Source organism: Thermoprotei archaeon (assembly GCA_038881895.1).
GTDB lineage: Archaea > Thermoproteota > Thermoprotei > Gearchaeales > WAQG01 > JAVZOV01.
Map to the genome: position 1 here is coordinate 369,630 of JAVZOV010000002.1, position 18,875 is coordinate 388,504.

At 34.0% G+C, this 18,875-nt stretch carries 18 protein-coding genes, 2 tRNA genes and 1 pseudogene; 13 read left to right on the forward strand and 8 right to left on the reverse strand.

What is annotated here, in order from left to right; genetic code table 11:
- Position 1 precedes the first annotated feature (1 nt).
- From QW128_05035 to QW128_05055, 5 genes are all read left to right on the forward strand, one after another.
- Positions 2-295, forward strand: coding sequence for a tRNA pseudouridine synthase A (locus tag QW128_05035; protein MEM3832948.1), 294 nt, complete (start codon positions 2-4; stop codon positions 293-295).
- Positions 246-1,007, forward strand: coding sequence for an RNA-guided pseudouridylation complex pseudouridine synthase subunit Cbf5 (locus QW128_05040; GenBank protein ID MEM3832949.1), 762 nt, complete (start codon positions 246-248; stop codon positions 1,005-1,007). The genes QW128_05035 and QW128_05040 overlap by 50 nt, the downstream gene beginning before the upstream one ends.
- 252 nt (positions 1,008-1,259) lie before the next feature.
- Positions 1,260-2,417 (forward strand): FAD/NAD(P)-binding oxidoreductase, encoded by a 1,158-nt coding sequence (locus QW128_05045; protein ID MEM3832950.1) that lies wholly within the window; start codon positions 1,260-1,262, stop codon positions 2,415-2,417.
- A gap of 4 nt (positions 2,418-2,421) precedes the next feature.
- Entirely contained in the window at positions 2,422-2,904 is a 483-nt protein-coding gene (locus QW128_05050; protein ID MEM3832951.1) for a DUF1641 domain-containing protein, read from the forward strand.
- Between the two features lie 54 nt (positions 2,905-2,958).
- Positions 2,959-3,065: transfer RNA gene (locus tag QW128_05055), tRNA-Ser, on the forward strand.
- 110 nt (positions 3,066-3,175) lie between these two features.
- Here QW128_05055 and QW128_05060 read toward each other — a convergent pair.
- The 4 genes from QW128_05060 to QW128_05075 form a co-directional block, all read right to left on the reverse strand.
- Positions 3,176-4,543, reverse strand: coding sequence for a cation-efflux pump (locus QW128_05060; protein ID MEM3832952.1), 1,368 nt, complete (start codon positions 4,541-4,543; stop codon positions 3,176-3,178).
- Between the two features lie 397 nt (positions 4,544-4,940).
- Complete coding sequence (locus QW128_05065; protein MEM3832953.1) at positions 4,941-6,095, reverse strand: transposase; 1,155 nt, start codon at positions 6,093-6,095, stop codon at positions 4,941-4,943.
- Positions 6,062-6,247, reverse strand: a complete 186-nt coding sequence (locus tag QW128_05070) for a helix-turn-helix domain-containing protein (GenBank protein ID MEM3832954.1) — start codon at positions 6,245-6,247, stop codon at positions 6,062-6,064. The genes QW128_05065 and QW128_05070 overlap by 34 nt, the downstream gene beginning before the upstream one ends.
- A 187-nt stretch (positions 6,248-6,434) precedes the next feature.
- Entirely contained in the window at positions 6,435-7,238 is an 804-nt protein-coding gene (locus QW128_05075; GenBank protein MEM3832955.1) for an SDR family oxidoreductase, read from the reverse strand.
- Here QW128_05075 and alaXM point away from each other — a divergent pair.
- From alaXM to QW128_05095, 4 genes are all read left to right on the forward strand, one after another.
- On the forward strand, positions 7,211-8,089 hold the full coding sequence (gene alaXM, locus QW128_05080; protein MEM3832956.1) for an alanyl-tRNA editing protein AlaXM: 879 nt from the start codon (positions 7,211-7,213) through the stop codon (positions 8,087-8,089). The two genes, QW128_05075 and alaXM, sit on opposite strands and share 28 nt — an antisense overlap.
- A gap of 48 nt (positions 8,090-8,137) precedes the next feature.
- Positions 8,138-9,136, forward strand: coding sequence for a thiamine-phosphate kinase (thiL, locus tag QW128_05085; protein MEM3832957.1), 999 nt, complete (start codon positions 8,138-8,140; stop codon positions 9,134-9,136).
- Positions 9,137-9,206: 70 nt separating this feature from the next.
- The gene (locus QW128_05090) at positions 9,207-10,301 is read left to right on the forward strand and encodes a formate--phosphoribosylaminoimidazolecarboxamide ligase family protein (GenBank protein MEM3832958.1); all 1,095 of its coding nucleotides are present in this window, start codon (positions 9,207-9,209) and stop codon (positions 10,299-10,301) included.
- A 14-nt stretch (positions 10,302-10,315) separates the two neighbouring features.
- Entirely contained in the window at positions 10,316-11,344 is a 1,029-nt protein-coding gene (locus QW128_05095) for a formate--phosphoribosylaminoimidazolecarboxamide ligase (protein MEM3832959.1), read from the forward strand.
- Position 11,345: 1 nt separating this feature from the next.
- Here the strand turns inward: QW128_05095 and QW128_05100 are convergent, their stop codons facing one another.
- Positions 11,346-11,732 carry a RidA family protein gene (locus QW128_05100; protein MEM3832960.1) on the reverse strand — a complete coding sequence of 129 codons (387 nt, stop codon included), beginning with the start codon at positions 11,730-11,732 and terminating at the stop codon, positions 11,346-11,348.
- Positions 11,733-11,862: 130 nt separating this feature from the next.
- A tRNA-Cys gene (locus QW128_05105) sits at positions 11,863-11,937 on the reverse strand.
- Between the two features lie 197 nt (positions 11,938-12,134).
- Between QW128_05105 and QW128_05110 the strand changes: the two genes are divergently transcribed.
- Genes QW128_05110 through QW128_05125 form a run of 4 tightly spaced genes read left to right on the forward strand, consistent with a single transcriptional unit; the run spans position 12,135 to position 15,505 of the window.
- Positions 12,135-12,707 carry an ECF transporter S component gene (locus QW128_05110; GenBank protein MEM3832961.1) on the forward strand — a complete coding sequence of 191 codons (573 nt, stop codon included), beginning with the start codon at positions 12,135-12,137 and terminating at the stop codon, positions 12,705-12,707.
- The gene (locus tag QW128_05115; protein ID MEM3832962.1) at positions 12,695-14,170 is read left to right on the forward strand and encodes an ABC transporter ATP-binding protein; all 1,476 of its coding nucleotides are present in this window, start codon (positions 12,695-12,697) and stop codon (positions 14,168-14,170) included. Before QW128_05110 ends, QW128_05115 begins: the two co-directional genes overlap by 13 nt.
- Before the next feature lie 6 nt (positions 14,171-14,176).
- Positions 14,177-14,896, forward strand: coding sequence for an energy-coupling factor transporter transmembrane component T (locus tag QW128_05120; protein ID MEM3832963.1), 720 nt, complete (start codon positions 14,177-14,179; stop codon positions 14,894-14,896).
- Positions 14,897-15,505: a phosphoribosyltransferase family protein gene (locus QW128_05125; protein ID MEM3832964.1), complete on the forward strand. Its 609-nt coding sequence runs from the start codon at positions 14,897-14,899 to the stop codon at positions 15,503-15,505.
- An 8-nt stretch (positions 15,506-15,513) separates the two neighbouring features.
- Here QW128_05125 and QW128_05130 read toward each other — a convergent pair.
- Positions 15,514-16,334: pseudogene (locus tag QW128_05130) on the reverse strand (NAD(P)-dependent oxidoreductase).
- A 414-nt stretch (positions 16,335-16,748) separates the two neighbouring features.
- The gene (locus tag QW128_05135; protein MEM3832965.1) at positions 16,749-18,719 is read right to left on the reverse strand and encodes an acetoacetate--CoA ligase; all 1,971 of its coding nucleotides are present in this window, start codon (positions 18,717-18,719) and stop codon (positions 16,749-16,751) included.
- Positions 18,720-18,875 lie beyond the last annotated feature (156 nt).

Below are 18,875 nucleotides of genomic sequence, written 5' to 3' on the forward strand. Positions count from 1 at the left end.
GATGAAATACATCGAAAGAATTCTCAGTGAAGCAGATATTGTAAAAGCAAAAGAACCTGATAGAGGATTTGGAATATCGCCATATGAACGCCCTATCGAAGAATATTTATTAAAAGGTTTCATACTTTTAGACAAACCAAGGGGTCCCTCAAGTCATGAAGTAGTAGCATGGATAAAAAAGATAATGAACATTAAAGCCGGACACGGGGGAACCCTAGAGCAGGAAAAAGCGGGGAAACCCCAAAGTGTCCGGTATACTTCCTATAGGTCTTGGAAAAGGCACAAAACTAGTTAAAGTATTATCAAATAGTGGTAAAGAGTATGTATGTCTTGCAAGACTCCATGGTGATGTAGATGAGAATGAGATCAGGAAAGTCATCAACCTATTCAAAGGAAAAATTTATCAACGTCCGCCAGTCAGATCGTCAGTAAAAAGGATCCTCCGCACTAGGACCATATATTCTATCGACATATTAGAAATAAAAGAGAGGAATGTACTCTTGAGAGTCAAATGTGAGGCAGGAACATACATGAGAAAACTATGCTATGATATAGGAGAAATACTGGGAGTTGGTGCCCACATGGATGAATTAAGGAGAACAGGAGTAGGACATTTTAATGAAAACGATGAAAGATTGGTTACACTCCATGAAGTATTAGGAGCTTACACGCTTTGGAAAGAGCAGAAATATGAAGACGAGCTTAGAAGAGTTGTGAGGCCAATGGAAGAAATAGTAACTAACTTTCCACCAATAATAATTAGAGACAGTGCAGTAGATGCGATAGCGCATGGTGCAAGCTTAGCAGCACCAGGAATTCTAACAATCAGTAGTAAAATAAATCGTGATAGTGTAACAGCATTATATACAAAAAAAGGAGAATTAGTAGCCATAGCAAAAGCACTATATTCAGCAAAAGAAATAGTTGAAATGGAATCAGGATTAGTAGCAAAACCTCTTAGAATTTTTATGGAAGCAGGAAAATATCCATCATGGAAGTCCGATTAATTACTTAATAATGTTATTCTAACTGATTATTTTATAACCTATAAACCTCTATTTTAGCTAACTACTTTATTATCAGAGTGTAAAAATTTATTATTTTTAGAAAATCTATTGAGCACGCAATGCGAGATCGAATATAATAGTAATAATTTAATATATATTAGATATGCTAGTATGTGTAGCACATGTATTTGATAGATTTATACCAATAGATAAATATTTATTACTACATTTATATCTCTACTATGAGTGATAATGAAAAATATTCTGGTACTAGGAGCTGGAGTTGGGGGATCCATAGTTGCGAACAATTTGGCATATAGGCTTTCAGATGATATTCGAAACAATAGGATAAAAATTACTGTCATAGATAAAGCTGATGTTCATTATTATCAACCAGGTTTTCTTTTCATCGCACTAAGTCTGATGACACCTAAAGAGATTATGAAACCAGTAAAAAGTGTTCTAACACCTAACGTAAACTTTATTAAGGATGAAATAAGTAAAATCGATTTAAATAATAGATCAGTCTTCACAGTGTCAGGCAAACAATTAAATTATGATTACTTAGTAATATCAACAGGAGCGCGTCTAGACTTAGAATCGGTACCTGGCATTAAAGAAACTGATCACTTCTATTCTCTAGAAGCAGCATTAAAACTTAGAGATAAAATATCTAAATTTAAAAATGGAAATATAGTAGTGACAATAGGCGGATTACCTTATAAATGTCCTCCAGCACCATTAGAAATGACTTTTATGATAGATAGCTACTTTAGAAAACTTGGAATAAGAGATAAAGTTAGCATTACTTATGCGTATCCATTACCAAGAGTATTCACAATACAGAATGTTGCCGAAACAGCGGGTGAATTGTTAGAATCTAGAGGAGTAAAAACTTCATTAATGTTTAACGTAGAATCAATAGACCCAGAGAAAAAAGAAATAAAATCCATGGAAGGAGAAACATTGAAATATGATCTTGCAATAGTTGTGCCACCTCATAAAGGTTCTGAAGTAATAGAGAAATCCGGAATTGGTGATGATGAGGGATGGATACAGACTGATAAATACACACTTAACATAAAAGGTTACGATGACGCATATGCAATAGGTGATGCAACAAATATTCCAACTTCCAAAGCTGGATCTGTAGCTGATTTTGAGGCATCAACTGTTGCCGCTAGAATAGTAGATGATCTACAAGGTATAGAACCTAATAAAGTATATGATGGAAAAACTATATGCTTTATGGTAACCGGAATTGGTGAAGGAACTCTACTGGTATTTGATTATAATACAATGCCTAACCCACCCCCTCCATCATTTGCATGTTATTGGACAAAGTTAGCATATAACAAGCTTTATTGGAGTTTAACTGTTAAATCTATATTACCAGGCATGGGGTGGTAAGACCATGGCATCTCAACCTGAACATAATGATATAGAAAAACTAGCAGAGATTCTATCAAAACAAGAGAACATAGAAGCCGTGACAAACCTCATTAACAGTTTACCAACAATACAATATACTATATCAAAACTGGAGGAATTAAAAAGAACAGGTTCACTAGATGTAATATTTAACTTACTTTGCCTTACTGCACAACTCAGAAACTTACTAACTGATGAAATGATAGCAGGCGGAGCTGAAGCACTTTCTACAGCTTTAGAATTATTATCGAAAGTAAAATCCCCAGCAATAGAAAAAATATTTTCAACATTAACAGATCATCCGAGCGAGCTTGAAGAGACAATTAAAAATGCACAGCCAGTCAAAGGAGTTTTAGGTTTAATGAAAGCACTTAGAGATCCTGATGTTCAACAAGGTCTCGGAGTCATAATAGCATTCTTAAAGTATTTCGGAAAATATGCAAAAGAAGAACTATCTGAAAAGTAACATCAAACTTTTTTAGAAATAAATTTTATAATCCAGTTAAGACTTTTTAAGCATGCCGGGGTCGCCTAGAGCAAAGCATCGTGCGGGCAGCTGGTAGGGCGCAGGCCTGGAGAGCCTGTGTCCGTTTAACGGACTCGCGGGTTCGAATCCCGCCCCCGGCGCTTTATTATTTTAAATTCTCATACTAACAAAGAACATTAATAAAAAGGAGATAAAATTTCGCTTGAGAACATGCTCTAAAGAGATTAAGATCTTGGAACAATTTAAAAGGTTATTTTTCACTCTCTGGTTCAATATGAATTGTGACTTTTATATTATTACCAATGGCATCAATAAAATAATTTTCTAATCTAGTGACCAAGTCATGAGCCTCCTCAACACTAATGTTTTTATTGATTACGCATGTAATGTCCATAAAGCGTTTCGAGCCAACTACAGAGTATGTGGCGGATTTTAATTTAATTTTAGATGATATTTCTGGATGGCTGTAAAAGACCTCATAAAGTATATTGTGAGGCTCTTTTTTATGTATTTTATAGTACGGTTCAACGTGGACTATAACATTTCTAATATTATCAATGTTATGCTTTATTGATTCTTCTACTTTTGTAGCTATCTTATGAGATTCGCTTATATTCAAGTTAGGGTCCATTTCTATATGTAATCTCACATCAAATTTATTATTGTAATAGCTTACATTTACATCGTTAACATTTAAAACTCCGCTAATACTTCGTGTGTGTTCTATAATTTTTTTCTTTAATTGTTTATTAATTATCGTTTCTTCTGTCCACGGTTCTACATGTATTATTATATCAATATTTAATTTATTGTATTTGCTTTTTATTGTCTTTTCTATTTTCTCAGTAATAGTGTGAGCAGCCTCAATATCTAAATCAGGAGGTGTTATGATAACCATATCAATAAAAACTCTACTCCCAGATTTGCGCGCTCTTAGATTTTTTATCTTAACATCCTGTTCATTAATAATACCTTTAATATTTTCTATTAACTCTTTAGGACTCCTATCCATCAACTCATCGATTGCTCGTTTACTTAATGTATAACTTGCGCGAGAAAAATAAACAGATATTAATATTGCAGTAGCAGAATCCAAAAACACTAAGCTTCTCTCGTCAGGATGCATAAGTATAGCATACAAAATAATTATAAGTACAGTTCCTGAGCTAAATAAATCACTAAAATAATGTAATGCATCAGCTTCAAGAGCTTGACTTTCATATTTTTTAGCAACATTATATAAGGTTTTTGATCTAGAATAATCTATAATAAGAGAAATAACCATAACCAATGCGGCAACCCCAGAAAACTCAACAGCAGCACCGCTGAAAATTCTTTGAAATCCCTCATAAATCACCCAAAAACTTGTAATGATTAATAACAAAGCCTCAGCCAATCCACCAAGATTCTCAGCTTTTCCATGACCATACATATGCTCAATATCAGGTGGCTTAGAAGCAATACTTACAGCATAAAGTGTAATGACCGTTGATAGTAAGTCCAACGATGAATGAAGAGATTCAGCGAGAATACTTAAACTTCCCGTAAATAAATAAGCTAAAACCTTAATACTAACAAGAAATAATGTAGCTAACAATGATACAAAAGCAACCTGCATCCGGGGATCTCTAATAATCATTGTTCCTATTAAGATGAAGAAATGGATAGATTTAAGTTTTAAGACTTCGTATAAAAAACTTTTCATGTGAATTATCTTAACTTAAAAATGTTTGTTGAATCACAATTCATGTCGAAAAAGAGTTTCTATTGACACCTCCCTAAAGTTGAGGAATTCTTGATTTTCCTGCTCTGCTTGAATGTGTTAATCACACCATCTTTGATGTGAAACCTCTTCAGATCCCTTGAATGACTTGCTGTAATATTCCTTAGATATACCTAATTTGAGCTTAATAATACACCCTAGACTGAAGTTCTAGGCTTTTTTGTTAAATTTTTCTTAAAATATTTTAGGAACTTCTACATCTCTACTCTTCCAGTTTCAGGAGGGTTCTGGATTAAGTAGGAATGCATAGTGAATTGTTGCTTTTATTCCTACTTAACCCTTCCCTCTCGATTAATTCGTTGAGGGCTCTTTGGGAGAACCCAATTCCCCGCATCTGAAGGTTCAACACCGCTACAACATCCCTATCCATCGTTAACCCGCATTCTTCGCATCTCATTATCCTGCCCAGATAGGAAGCCATGCTTCCAGAGCAGGCTGGGCAGGTTTTAGATGAGTTAGCTGGGTTAACGTATTTTACTGGTAGGTTAAGCCACTTCAGCTTATATTCAAGCATGAGTTGGAACATCCTCGCATTCCACTTTGAGAGCTTTCTGTTCATGTCTTTAGACTTGTTGAGGATTCGCCTCTTTACACCTTTCAGGTTTTCAAGTATTGCTCCGCAGTCCTTCTCCTTGAGCTCCCTCGCAACCTGCGTTGTTAGTTTGTGCATGAAGTCCTTGGCTCTATTCTTCTCACGCTTAGAGTATTTCTCTAATAGTCTCTTTGATGTATTGGGCTTAATCTTAGATAACTTTTGTATCCTCTGTCTTTTAACCTCATAAACTCTATGAATGTGGTAGAGCTCTCTTAAGTCATAGCGCTTAACCTCACCACCTATGAACGCCGTCACATTCGTTAAGTTAACATCGAAGGAAGCCCATTTTTCTGCCTTTGGCTCAACCCTCTTCTTAACCGTTACTATAAGCTCACTTTCAGTCATAAGTAGTCCACCGACTTTATCAAAGTCTTTTGGAATCCACGAACACTTACTCAAGTCGACCCCAAGATACCGCTTATTAGGCTCTATGCTTACCCTCAGCATGCCGTTTCTGAAGCTGAAGAGCGTGCCCTTAATATATACTGTCCTCTTAGTTATCTTAGGAGGCTCCTTCGCTTTCCCCCTATTGTAGAGCGTTATCCAGCCCTTAACCAATCCGATAACGGAGTTCATTGCTGAATCAACGTAGTGTTTGGAGTATCTCCACTCCCGTAGCAATTCATCCCTAAGCCTTTTCCTATCCTCAGCTTTCAAGTTAAGGTGAGCCTTCTTGGAAATTTTAACGTGCGAGAAGATTGCGTCTAAAGCCTTCTGCTTAACTTTGAAGTATTCCTCGATTAAATCCTTCGGAGCTTCTACTGGGATCCCGTAGCTCTTAACTGCTTCCATAGCCTCTCAACTTCGCTCTTGGGATAGCGGAGCTTGCCAGTTGGGAGTTTAACTGCCCTAATAATGCCTTTCTTCTGCCACTTCCAAAGAGTTTTAACTGAGATGTTGAATATCTTTGCGACATCCTTTGGTCTAAGCAGTTCTTCTTTCATCAAAGAGTTAATAGAGTTAAACAAATATTTAAACCTATCTATTCCAAAACTGCTGACCACGGCATCTCTTTCGGTAATAACGCCCTGCTTTAACCATTTTAACTGATGAGAATCTTAGAAGCGTGAATGTTCTGATCTTAATCACAGAAAGTGTCATGATAGATATTTATTGTTAAAAATGGATTATTTATAGGAACATGTAATTTCTGGATTCGTTAATTGTTTGACCTGAGTCTATTACGAATATCTGTCCTGTTATATTTTTAGCTTTTTCAGATGCTAAAAATACGACTAGTTCTGCAACCTCATCTGGGTTTAGCATCTTTTTAGTTAGAGTATGTTGTAATGCCCAGTTATCAGCAATCTTTTCCACATCATCCTTTCCTGCAAGTAATTCAATCAGGCTTAATCCCATTTTAGTTTTTACTAATCCGGCTGCTACTACATTCACAGTAATACCATAGGGTGATAATTCAGCAGCAAGTGCTCTTGTTAAACCTATTAATCCAGCTTTTGCAGCGCTATAAGGTATTAGAAGAGCCATTCCTATTATACCTGCTATGGAAGAGATGTTTATTATGCGCCCCCAACCTTTTTTAATCATAATCTCAGATGCGTATTTCGAACATAAGAACGCAGATTTTAAATTAGTATTAATTTGTTTATCCCATAATTTTTCATCAATATCATGAAGAGCTCTTGCTATGCCAACACCAGCATTATTGATTAGTATATCTACCGTTCCAAAAGCTTTTACAGTTTCACCAATTAATTTCCTAGCACCAGAATCTGCCGATACATCGGCTTGAATGATAATCCCGTCTCCTCCTGCACTTCTTATGTTCTCTAATGTCTCATCAGCTTCGTTAATACCTTTCTTCACATTCACAACAACCTTGGCTCCCATCTTTGCTAATAAAATGGCAATGCTTCTTCCAATCCCCCTACCGCTTCCAGTAACTATTGCTACACGACCCTTCAAATCGTTCATGTCACAACACAATATTATTAATTCTTCCAAAATTTAAATCCGTTTATCATAATTATTTCATTAAAATTTGTTCCAGAGAAACGGTAAATAAGTTTGTTAAATTTATAAAGCATGTAAAATTTAATGTTATTAGACGCAAAATGAGTAGTAAATTACTTTATATGTATGATAGTTATATAAAAGAGTTTGATGCGACAGTAACCTATGTTAATAATAACTCAATAGAATTGGATCAAACTGCGTTCTTTCCTACAAGTGGTGGTGTACAACATGATACTGGAATCTTGATATCACAGAATACGATTTATCAGGTTATAGATGTTGTAAAGGAGAATAACAGAGTATTTCATATAATTAATAAACCAGGATTAAAAATTAGTGATAAGGTTCACGGTGTAGTAGATTGGAATAGGAGGTACAAGTTAATGAGGATGCATACAGCAGCACATTTACTCAGTGCAGTATTTTATAATGACTTACATGCTTTAATAACGGGGAATCAATTAGATGTAGACAAATCAAGAATAGATTTCAGTGTAGAAACGTTTGATAGAGAATTGATCATGAAACTTGTTGAAAAAGCTAATCAATTGATAAAAAGTGATATTAAAGTTAAAATATACTTCATGAAAAGAGATGACGCACTAAAAATACCTGATCTAGTTAAACTTGCCGAAGCTCATCCACCAGATATTGAGGAATTACGTATAGTAGAAATTGAGGGAATTGATAAACAAGCCGATGGGGGCCCTCATGTTTCATATCTTAATGAGATTGGTAATATAGTAGTGCTTAAGTTAGAAAACAAAGGTAAGACTAATAGAAGAATTTACTACACAGTTCAACCATAAAAATAATAACATAAAAATTAATTTGATTATGTGATTTATTAGATTAGTATGAGAGATATAGTAGCATCGTTGGGTGAGCGAGGCATAATAGAGTATGCATGGAGCATTTTCTCTAAACACCCTAAAGAATTAATGGGTCATAATGATGATGTTGTTGCGCTACGAATTAATAATAAATTTCTGGTGTTTCATACTGATGTTTTAGTTGAAAGTTGTGACGTTTTGCCAGGAATGACTCCATACCAGATTGGACGAAAATCTATAGTAATGAACATATCTGATTTAGCATCAAAATCTGTAAAACCAGAAGGTATTTTAATTTCACTTGGGCTTCCGAAAACATATAAAAAACGTGATCTAGCAATGTTATTTAAAGGTATTGAAGAAGCATCAAGAAAATATAACTCTTATATATTAGGCGGTGACACAAGTGAATCTTCAGAGCTTTTCATAGCAGTTTTTGTTTACGGAATAACAGATTTTGAACCACCCAAAAGAAGTAATGCAAAACCAGGCGATATAGTAGCAGTTACTGGGTTATTTGGTCTTACTAGTATAGCCTATAAAATACTCTTAGAAAAGAACATGAAAGTCATGAAGAGTACAGCAAAGGAAGCATTACGATCAGTTTACTATCCTAATGCTAGATTAATGGAAGGATTAGCATTAAAAGGATTAGTCTCAGCAAGCATGGACGTTAGTGATGGCTTAGCTTTTTCCTTACACACAATAGCTGAAATGAGTAATGTAGGCATTAAAATAACTAACGTACCATTACATCCTTTAATTAAAAAATTTGCAAAGGATAATAAATTAGATCCGATAGACCTAATATTCTATAATGGAGGAGAAGAGTACGAGTTATTAGTCACAATTCCTCCAAATAAATGGAATGATGCAGTAACTAATATAAAAAACATAGGTGGCACACTCATAGAAATAGGAAAAATAACACATGAAAAAAAAGTTACAGCTAAGATAGGAAAAAAATACTATAAAATTGAAAAAAAAGGATGGAGTCACTTTAAAACATGGAATTATATATAGGATCAAACTTCTTATAAATTGCATCATAATATTTATAATTGCTTTTAAAACCTACTATTTAGTGAGAAATATGATAAGAACCAAGATTATTGAACTTGTTAAAAAATATGATACAAACAATATTCATATAGGTACAATAGGAAGCCATTCTGCACTGGATATCATGGATGGTGCCAAAGATGAGGATTTAAAGACTATAGTGGTGTGCCAGAGAGGAAGAGAAAAACCATACCTAATGTTTAAGAGACTGTATGACGAAATAATAATCCTTGATAAATTCTCGGAAATAATTAATGAAGAAGTTCAAGAAAAACTAAGGAGATTAAACACAATATTTATACCCAACCGTGCATTCACAACGTATATTCCATATGATGATATTGAAAATAAGTTTATGATACCAATATTCGGTAACAGGGATATGTTAAAAACTGAAGAAAGATGGGCACCAAAAAACCAATATTACCTTCTTGAAAAAGCTGGTATAAAACAACCCAAAAGATTTAAATCTCCAGATGAGATTGACCGGCTTGTAATAGTCAAAGTTCAGGAGGCTAAAAGAAAAACAGAGAGAGCATTTTTTACAGCGACTAATCTAGAGGATTACTGGAAAAAAGTCAGAGATAGGATAGAGAAAAAAATTATAACAAAGGAAGACTTAAAAAACGCTGTTATAGAAGAATTTGTACTCGGTACATACTTTAACTTTAATTACTTTTATTCTTTAATAGATGACGAATTAGAATTTTTAGGTATTGATAGGAGACTACAAACAAATCTTTATGACTTCGTGAATTTACCAGCAAAGCAACAATTAGATATTGATATACCACTCCAAAACATAGAAGTAGGACATATACCAGCAACAATAAGGGAATCGCTTCTAGAAAAAGTGTTTGATATAGGTCTAAGATTCGTTCAGACAACTAAAAAAGAGTATCCACCAGGTATTATAGGACCCTTCGCGCTTCAAGGGGTTGTTACTGTCGATCTAGATATAGTGATATTTGATATATCACCTAGAGTGCCAGGCAGCCCTGTACTAATCACAACATCACCATATAGCAAGTTCAAGCATGGATTCATCGTTGGAACTGGTCGGAGAATAGCTATGGAGATCAAAAAAGCTATAAACCTAAATAAAATCACGGATATTATAACATAAACGTGGTGACACGAATGAATAAATCAAATATAACAATTGCAACGCTAGGCTCACACTCTGCTTTACAAATACTCAAGGGAGCCAAAGACGAAGGATTTAAAACAGTTTTAATAAGTCTAAAAAAGAGATTAAAGCTTTATAGTAGATTTCGAAAATTAATAGATGAATTAATAATTGTAGAAGATTTTTCAGAAATTTCATCAAAAGAAATACAAGAAAAACTCCTTAATCTAAACTCTATACTAATACCTCATGGTTCTTTAATTGAATATATCAATCTAGAAACTATTGAAAAAAATTTTAAAGTTCCAATATTTGGTAACAAATATATCTTCAGATGGGAATCAGACAGGGTGCTTAAGGATAGGCTATTAAATGAGGCCCATATAAGAACACCAAAAACGTATAAAACACTTGACGAAATTAATAAACTAACAATAGTTAAACTTCCAGGAGCTAAAGGTGGCAAGGGATACTTTCTAACATCAAATCCAGATGACGTCAAAATAAAAATTCATAACATGGGATTAAAAATAGAGGATGTGTTCATCCAAGAATATATTATAGGTACAACAGCATATATTCATTTCTTCAATTCACCATTAACCAATGAACTTGAGCTAATAAGCATCGACAAAAGATATGAGACAAATGTTGATGGACTAGGAAGACTTCCAGCTGATATACAGCTATTATTAAAACCAGAAACCTCATATTTAGTTATAGGAAACGTCCCGATTGTGCTCAGGGAATCATTACTAGAGGAAATATTTGAAATAGGTGATAACCTCGTTGAAACATCTAAAAAACTTATACCACCAGGACTCATAGGCCCATTTTGTATCGAAGGAACTTATGATAAAGATGGAAATTTTTATGTGTTTGAATTCTCAGCCAGAATAGTTGCAGGCACAAACCTTTATACGCACGGTTCACCTTACACATGGTTACTATACAACGAGCCAATAAGCATGGGTCGGAGAATAGCTATAGAAATCAAAAAAGCAATACAAGAGAATAGGATAACAGATATTATAACATAATTTATGGTATAAACGCTATAGCTTCCACCTCTAAATCTACACCTCTAGGCAAATTACTTACCTCCACAACGCTTCGTGCAGGAGGACTATCTAGAAAATATTCAGAATATATAGAATTAAACTCGCCAAACTTGTTCATATCTTTAAGATACACATTAACTTTAACAATATTTCTTAAATTTCCTCCAGCAGCCTCTACAATATTTTTTAGATTATCTAAAACCCTGCGCACCTTAGTAGCAAAATCACCCTCAACGAGTTGACCAGTAACAGGATCGATTGGTATTTGTCCAGATATAAAAAGAAAAGATGACGCGAACACTCCTTGTGAATATGGACCAATTGGTTTAGGCGCCTTTTCTGTAAATATGATCTTTTTAACTGGCATAGACATCAGCATCAATTATCACAGACTGGTATTAAAGGTTTATCCCGGATTCTAATATATCGGATGCTATAAATATATAATTATGGCTTATATAAATATTCCTGTTCAATACTAAAACTATGAATAATAATGGAGCCGGGGGCGGGATTCGAACCCGCGTATAGCGGGTCTGCAGCCCGCCGCCTCACCACTCGACCACCCCGGCTTTAGACTTCTTCATATAGAATAATGGATATGGGAGTTAAAATATTTAACGTTAAAGAGACCCTAAAAGTTATGCAACACACATAATAATCAAAAATTTATGGATTCAAATTTATTAAGAAATTTAAATAACTATGTTAATTTTATAAAGTTATGTAGATCAAAATTTAAATACAGTTGTAACATAGATATTATTTGGTGATAACTGTGGATAAAAGTGTTACCCAATTATCAAAACCTGACACTTTTACTGCAATAGCGTATATTGCAGTAACATCAGCTGTCACAGCAGTTGGTTTTCTGTTTACTGCTCCAATACCTTTGATACCTGGCGCTATACAGTGGAGGGTTCTTGCATTTTTACCATGTGTGTTTGGCATATTATTTGGACCATTAATAGGTTTTCTCTCAGGAGCAATAGGTAATACTCTTTGGGCATTGCTCGGAGGTTATTTTAATCCTGCAACACCAATATTTGATCTTATCGGAGTTGGCATAACCGGATTATTACCAGGTCTTCTAACTAAACCAGAGGACTCACTAAATAGAAAAGGTCTTATTAAGATAAGTGTGTTATCGTTTGTTTCCGGTTTGATTATGGTTCCAATCGTTGCAATAGGATTTGATTGGGTTGGTGTTGCTCCTTTTGGTACTGCAGTGATTTTGTTAGCAATTAGTGATTTACCACCAATTCTTATTGGAACACCAGTAGTAGTGAGAATCATTGTTCCTACTTTAATAAGAAGAGGTTTAATACGATGGAGACTTTAAATAAACTTGTTGTTAAAAATTTACGTTGTAGTTATGATAGAAAACAAGTTCTAAATAATATATCTTTTTCTTTAAAAGATAGAGAAGCATTAGCAATAATAGGATCAGCTGGAACTGGAAAATCAACATTGGCGTATTGTTTATCAGGAATAATACCCCACAAGATTAGAGGAACAATTAGTGGAGAGATTCTTTTTCGTAATGAAAATATTTTAGGGAAGAAACCCAGTGAATTGGCTAGTAAAATTGGTTTTATTATGCAAAATTATGATATGCAAATTTTTGGTTTAACAGTTGAAGAAGATGTTAGATTTGGTCTTGAGAATCTTGGATTCGATGAAAACGAAATTGAAAAACGAATAAACTGGGTCTTGAAATCATTAGGGTTAGAAAAGTATAAAAGAACTTACGTATCACAACTTTCAAGTGGTTTAAAACAAAAGTTAGTGATGGCATCTATACTCGTTATGAGACCTGATATAATCATCATGGATGATCCTTTATTAAATCTTGATTGGATCGGGACCAAAAATTTAGAAAAGATTATTATTGATCTTAAGAAACAGGGTACTAGTTTTATAATACTCACCAAGCATATCGAAGGATTAGACAATGCTGTTGACAAAGTCGTCTTATTAAATAATAATATAATGAGTAATGAAAAAGTGAAGACATCTAGTATGTCAGAAATGCATAAAGTAAGAAAAAATGAAGAATTAGTAAAGCTAGATAAGGTGTGGTTTAGATATCCTAATGGAGATTTTATACTCAAAGATTTAACATTAAGTGTAAATAAGTATGATATAATAGCTATAATGGGTCCCAACGGTTCTGGAAAAACTACATTAATAAAACTCATGAGTGGCCTTCTAAAACCTACTAAAGGATGTGTTACTGTGGTTGGAAAAGATACTAAAAAATATAACGCGCCTAAATTAGTTAATCATGTTTCTCTTGTTTTTCAAAATCCTGAAAAATATATAACGTTTGAGACAGTATGGGATGAGGTCACTTTCGGATGTAAAAATCTAAAACTCCCTTTAACATACGCAGAAAATGCTTTAAAACTCTTTAATCTGTATGAAAGAAGACGTGATCCTCCCTATGAGCTAAGCATGAGTGAAAAAATTAAACTCCATATAGTATCTGCATTAGCATTAAATCCAGATATACTTATTCTTGATGAGCCAGTGACAGTTCATGATGCAAATTCATTAACACCATTAAAAACAGTAATAGAACAGTCATATAAGCAAGGTAAAGCTGTCATAATCGTCACCCATGATACTGACTTAGCATTGCATCTATGCAATAGAATCATCATAATTAATAACGGCGCGATCATAGCTGATAATACACCTGATGTAATACTTTCTAACGATACGTTAATAAAACAAATTGGATTAAAACCCATAAATACTTACGAGATTGGATTAACGATAAAAAAACAAGCTTCTGGGTGATATTCTATGATAAGTTTAGACCCGAGAACAAAGGTTATATTATTTGTTGTGTTGTTTGCGCTGGTTTTTATAGTAACAGGCTTCTATTACTTTTTGACGTTGATCATCATAGCATTTATAATAACCTTGTTTAACAAAAATGAGAAACGTTTTTTGAAGTCCCTGGTAAAATTCATACCGGTATTGTTGATTGCATTTATTATGTGGTCACTGTTTCATAACTGGTCACTATTTCACATAAACGATACGGAAAACTCCGGCGTAAATATAGGCATACTCATGACGGTTCGCCTTCTTACACTTTTTTCCATTTCATTATCCTTTCTCTTAACAATAAGACCTGAAGAGTTAATTAAAGCATTAGAAGCTCTTAACTTTCCTTATACGATTGCATTTACATTAGGACTTGCGCTAAGATATGTGGACACTATATCAGAGGAATACAATACTATAAAGGAAGCACAAACATCAAGAGGATTAGAATTAGATAGCGGATTTTTATTAAAAAGAATAAAAAATTACACATATGTTCTAATTCCATTGTTAGTTCGGAGTATAGAAACTGCAGAAAAGTTGGTATTTGCAATGGAACTTAGGGCATTCTCACTTAGAAAAAAACAACATAAGATAACGTACAAGCTTAAACTATTAGATTATATCTTGATTACATTTTCGCTAATAATTCTAAGCTTATCCATAGCTTATTATATTTTAAAGGTGATTTAGATGAACGAAGTTTGCATCTATAAGGGACAAAAATATTATACAATAGGATTATTTAACCTCATAAGAAAGCTTCCTATAGTACCTGTTGATGATGATATTTGGATAGCATCTGATGCTGAGCTTGTACTGGAAGATACTGAATTTATCAGCAGAGCCGCCCAGGAAATAGCGGAAACAATAAAACCATTAAACCCAGACATAATAATAACACCAGAAGCAAAATCAATTGCATTGACGTATGAGATTTCAAAAAACCTTAATCATAAACGATTTGTTGTCGCTAGAAAAAGTGTCAAAGGATACATGAAAGAGCACATAATTGAACAAGTTAGATCTATAACAACAAAGGAAGAACAAATGCTAGTATTAAACTTGGATGATATAAATCTTATTAAAGATCATAAAGTATGTATCTTTGATGATGTAGTATCCACCGGAGGAACCATAAAAGCATTGGAAAGCCTCGTAAAAAAAGCTGAAGGTAAAATTGTGTGTAAAATTAGTATCTGGCGTGAAGGACCATGGTATAAAACAAATGATTTATTATTCTTTGACATACTTCCTATTTTTGTTTCAAAAAAACTTTATAACAAATTTATAAAAACATGATCTTTTAATTATGTTGGTGACAGTCTCTTAAACACTTCAAAGATCGAAACAAAATCAGATTCTGATAATCCTAATCCCTCTGCCATTTTATAAAGCTGAAGTGCAATAGTTGACATTGGTGTTATCGCTTTTATTCTCTGAGCTTCTCTCTCTACTATTTCTAAATCTTTTTTCATGTGCTTTGTAGCGAACTGCGTGGAATAATCTGCGAATAATACTTTAGAAACCTTCAGTTCAGATGTGGGAGATCGTGCGCTGCTAAGCTCAGTTAATATTGTTGCTGTAATATTAGGATTAAGAACCACTTTTATTCCGAAATTATAAGCTTCTGCTATAGCAGCAATATAAGAACCTATTAACAAATTATTCACAAGCTTAGCGTACAATCCCATTCCATTTCTACCAATATAGATTATTGATGATGAAATATGTTGTAAAACATCCTTAATAGTATTAAAATATTCGCTTGGTCCTCCCACCAATATTGCGATCTTTTTCTGTTCCACCATTATAGAGGTTCCAATAACTAGTGCATCAAACATAATACCGCCATTCTCGTTAACCTTTTTAGCAAGCTCAATACTAACCGAAGGTGGTATAGTGGACATATCCACTAAAATTTTATCTTTTAAATAAGGAAGGATTTGATTTATTACTGAGGAGACTGCTGTATCATCAGAAAGCATAGTAATTATAAAATCTGCATTTCTACTAATCTCTTCTAAAGATCGTGCGTACGGAGTCCCGTACTTTTTACTGAAACTTTCAGCTTTCTCTAAAATTCTGTTGTATACAATAAACTCTTAGCGTTAGCTAAGTTAGCTCCTATTCTCCAACCGTTGTTGGATAGTTAATTTTTTATAACTATCTGTTCCATCTCTGCCAAAGTTTCATGGATGGCTTTCTGGGGCACGGGGCTCCCCTCATCCTGAGCAGATTAATACACGCAATTACATCTCTATCGTTTTCGTATCCGCATTTACATTTTAATAGTCTATTGCCCATTCAGTGCTAATTCTCCACCACACCGGGCACAGGCTTGAAGTTCCTCGAGGATTGACGTACACGATTGTCAAACCTTCAAGTTTAGCTTTGTATTCGATGTAGGATTGTATTCTTCTGAAGTTCCGTGAGTGGAGTCTTCGGTTAAGCATCTTGCCATGGTTCATGTGTTTACGTATTCCCCTCAAGTCTTCCATGATTACGCCTATTTTTCTTTCAAGATGAGTGACCAGAAAATTATTTACTCTTCTTTCTGAAGTTGTGGAATTATTTTTTCATAAAAATCTAAGGATTCTGGGTTTATAAGCGCATCTCTATTTGTTACAGGCTTACCATTTATTATGTTATAAACTGCGCTTTCTACCTTTTTCATATTAAATGTATATGGTATGTCTGAGGTTTCTATAATTAGGGCTGGGACGTGTCTAGGTGAGGCTTCTTCACGTAATGCTTTCCTTATCCTATCTTTTAGTTCATCTGTCAGTCTATATCCATAATTCAATTTAACAAATAATATAATACGTTCGTCACCTTTCCATTTCTGTCCAACAGCAAGACTGTCAGCAATTTCTTTAAATTTCTCCAATACTCTGTAAATCTCTGCAGGACCGATGCGTATACCAGAAGGTTTGAGAGTAAAATCTGAACGTCCAAGGAAAGTTATCCCACCAGTATCACTATGAATTATAATCCAATCGCCGTGTCTCCATACATTACGATACGGAGCATAATAACTAAAATACGATTCCCAGTATTTTTTACCATCAGGATCGTTCCAAAAGTAGAGAGGCATTGAGGGGGCTGGAGCTTCACATACAAGTTCTCCTTGCTGATCAAAAACTGGAATTCCTTTCTCGTCATATGCTCTAATTTTCATTCCAAGAGCTGGACCTTGTAATTCACCTGCAAAAACTGGTTGTATTGGAGAACCTGCAGCAAAACAACCATTAATATCTGTACCACCAGAAATAGAATTAAAATGCAAATCCGCCTTAATTTCTCTGTAAACATACTCAAATCCTTCTGCCGAAAGAGAAGAACCAGTTTGAGAGATCTCTCTTAACGATGATAGATCAAAAAACTTTTTAGGTTGTGCCCCAACATTTCTAAGATAATTTATGTAACTGGCACTGCAACCAAAAATTGTTATTCTCTCTTCTTGAATTAATCTCCACATTGTTGTCCAATCAGGATAATTAGGATTACCATCATATAGGACTATAGTAGCACCAACAGCCAGAGAACTCATTAACCAATTCCACATCATCCAACTAGGACTTGTTATGTAAGTAATTCTATCATCACGTTTCAAATCTGTATGAAGGATGAGTTCTTTCAGATGATTAATTAAGATACCTCCAGCTCCTTGAACCATACTTTTCGGTTTTCCGGTTGTACCAGATGAAAACATTATGTAGACCGGATGATCAAAAGGTAATTGTTCAAAAATAATTTCCTCTTTTGTAGATGAGATAAAATTATTATAAAGAATAGCATTAGGAATGGTACTTATGTCAGGCTTATCATTTATGTATGGAATAATGATGATTTTTTCTAGCGAAGAAATTCCTTTAGCAACTTTCTCAACATTAGGCAATAAATCATAAATTTTTCCTTTGTATGGATATCCATCAACAGTAAACAAGACTTTTGGGTTTATTTGAGTAAATCGATCTAAGACCGCATTAGGTCCTAATTCGACACCACATGATGACCATATAGCACCTATACTTGTAGATGCTAACATAGCTATTGAAGTCTCTGGTATATTAGGCATATAGGCAGCTACACGATCTCCAGGGGAGAGTGCAATCTCTTTTAAAGATCTCACTAAACGTGATACTATATCATATAATTCAGAATATGTGATTCGTTTATATTTTCCGATTTCAGATTTAAATATAAAAGCTAAGTGATCATCTCTATATCTTAAAAGATTTTCAGCAAAATTTAATCGAGCACCTATAAACCATTTAGCGCCAGGGAACTTGCTCAAATCATCAACTATAATATCATATGAACGCGATGCCTTAATCCCAACAAAATCCCAGACTGCAGCCCAAAAATCTGGTATATTTTCTATAGACCATTTATACAATTCATTATAAGATTTTATCTTTAGATCATATTTCTTGTTTACGAATTCAATGAACTTTGTTATGTTAGCTTGTTTTATTAGTTCTTCTGAAGGAGACCATAAAGCTGTCTTCATCATTAACTATACTATAAAGAAATAAATAAAGATTGCGCTAATTGTTCATGCGAATCTTTTTATGTATAGAATTTTTATTATGTAAAACTTACAAAAACTAATACAATTCTGAGTCATGAATGTGTTTAGCTAATACAGAAACGTTTAAGTTTCATT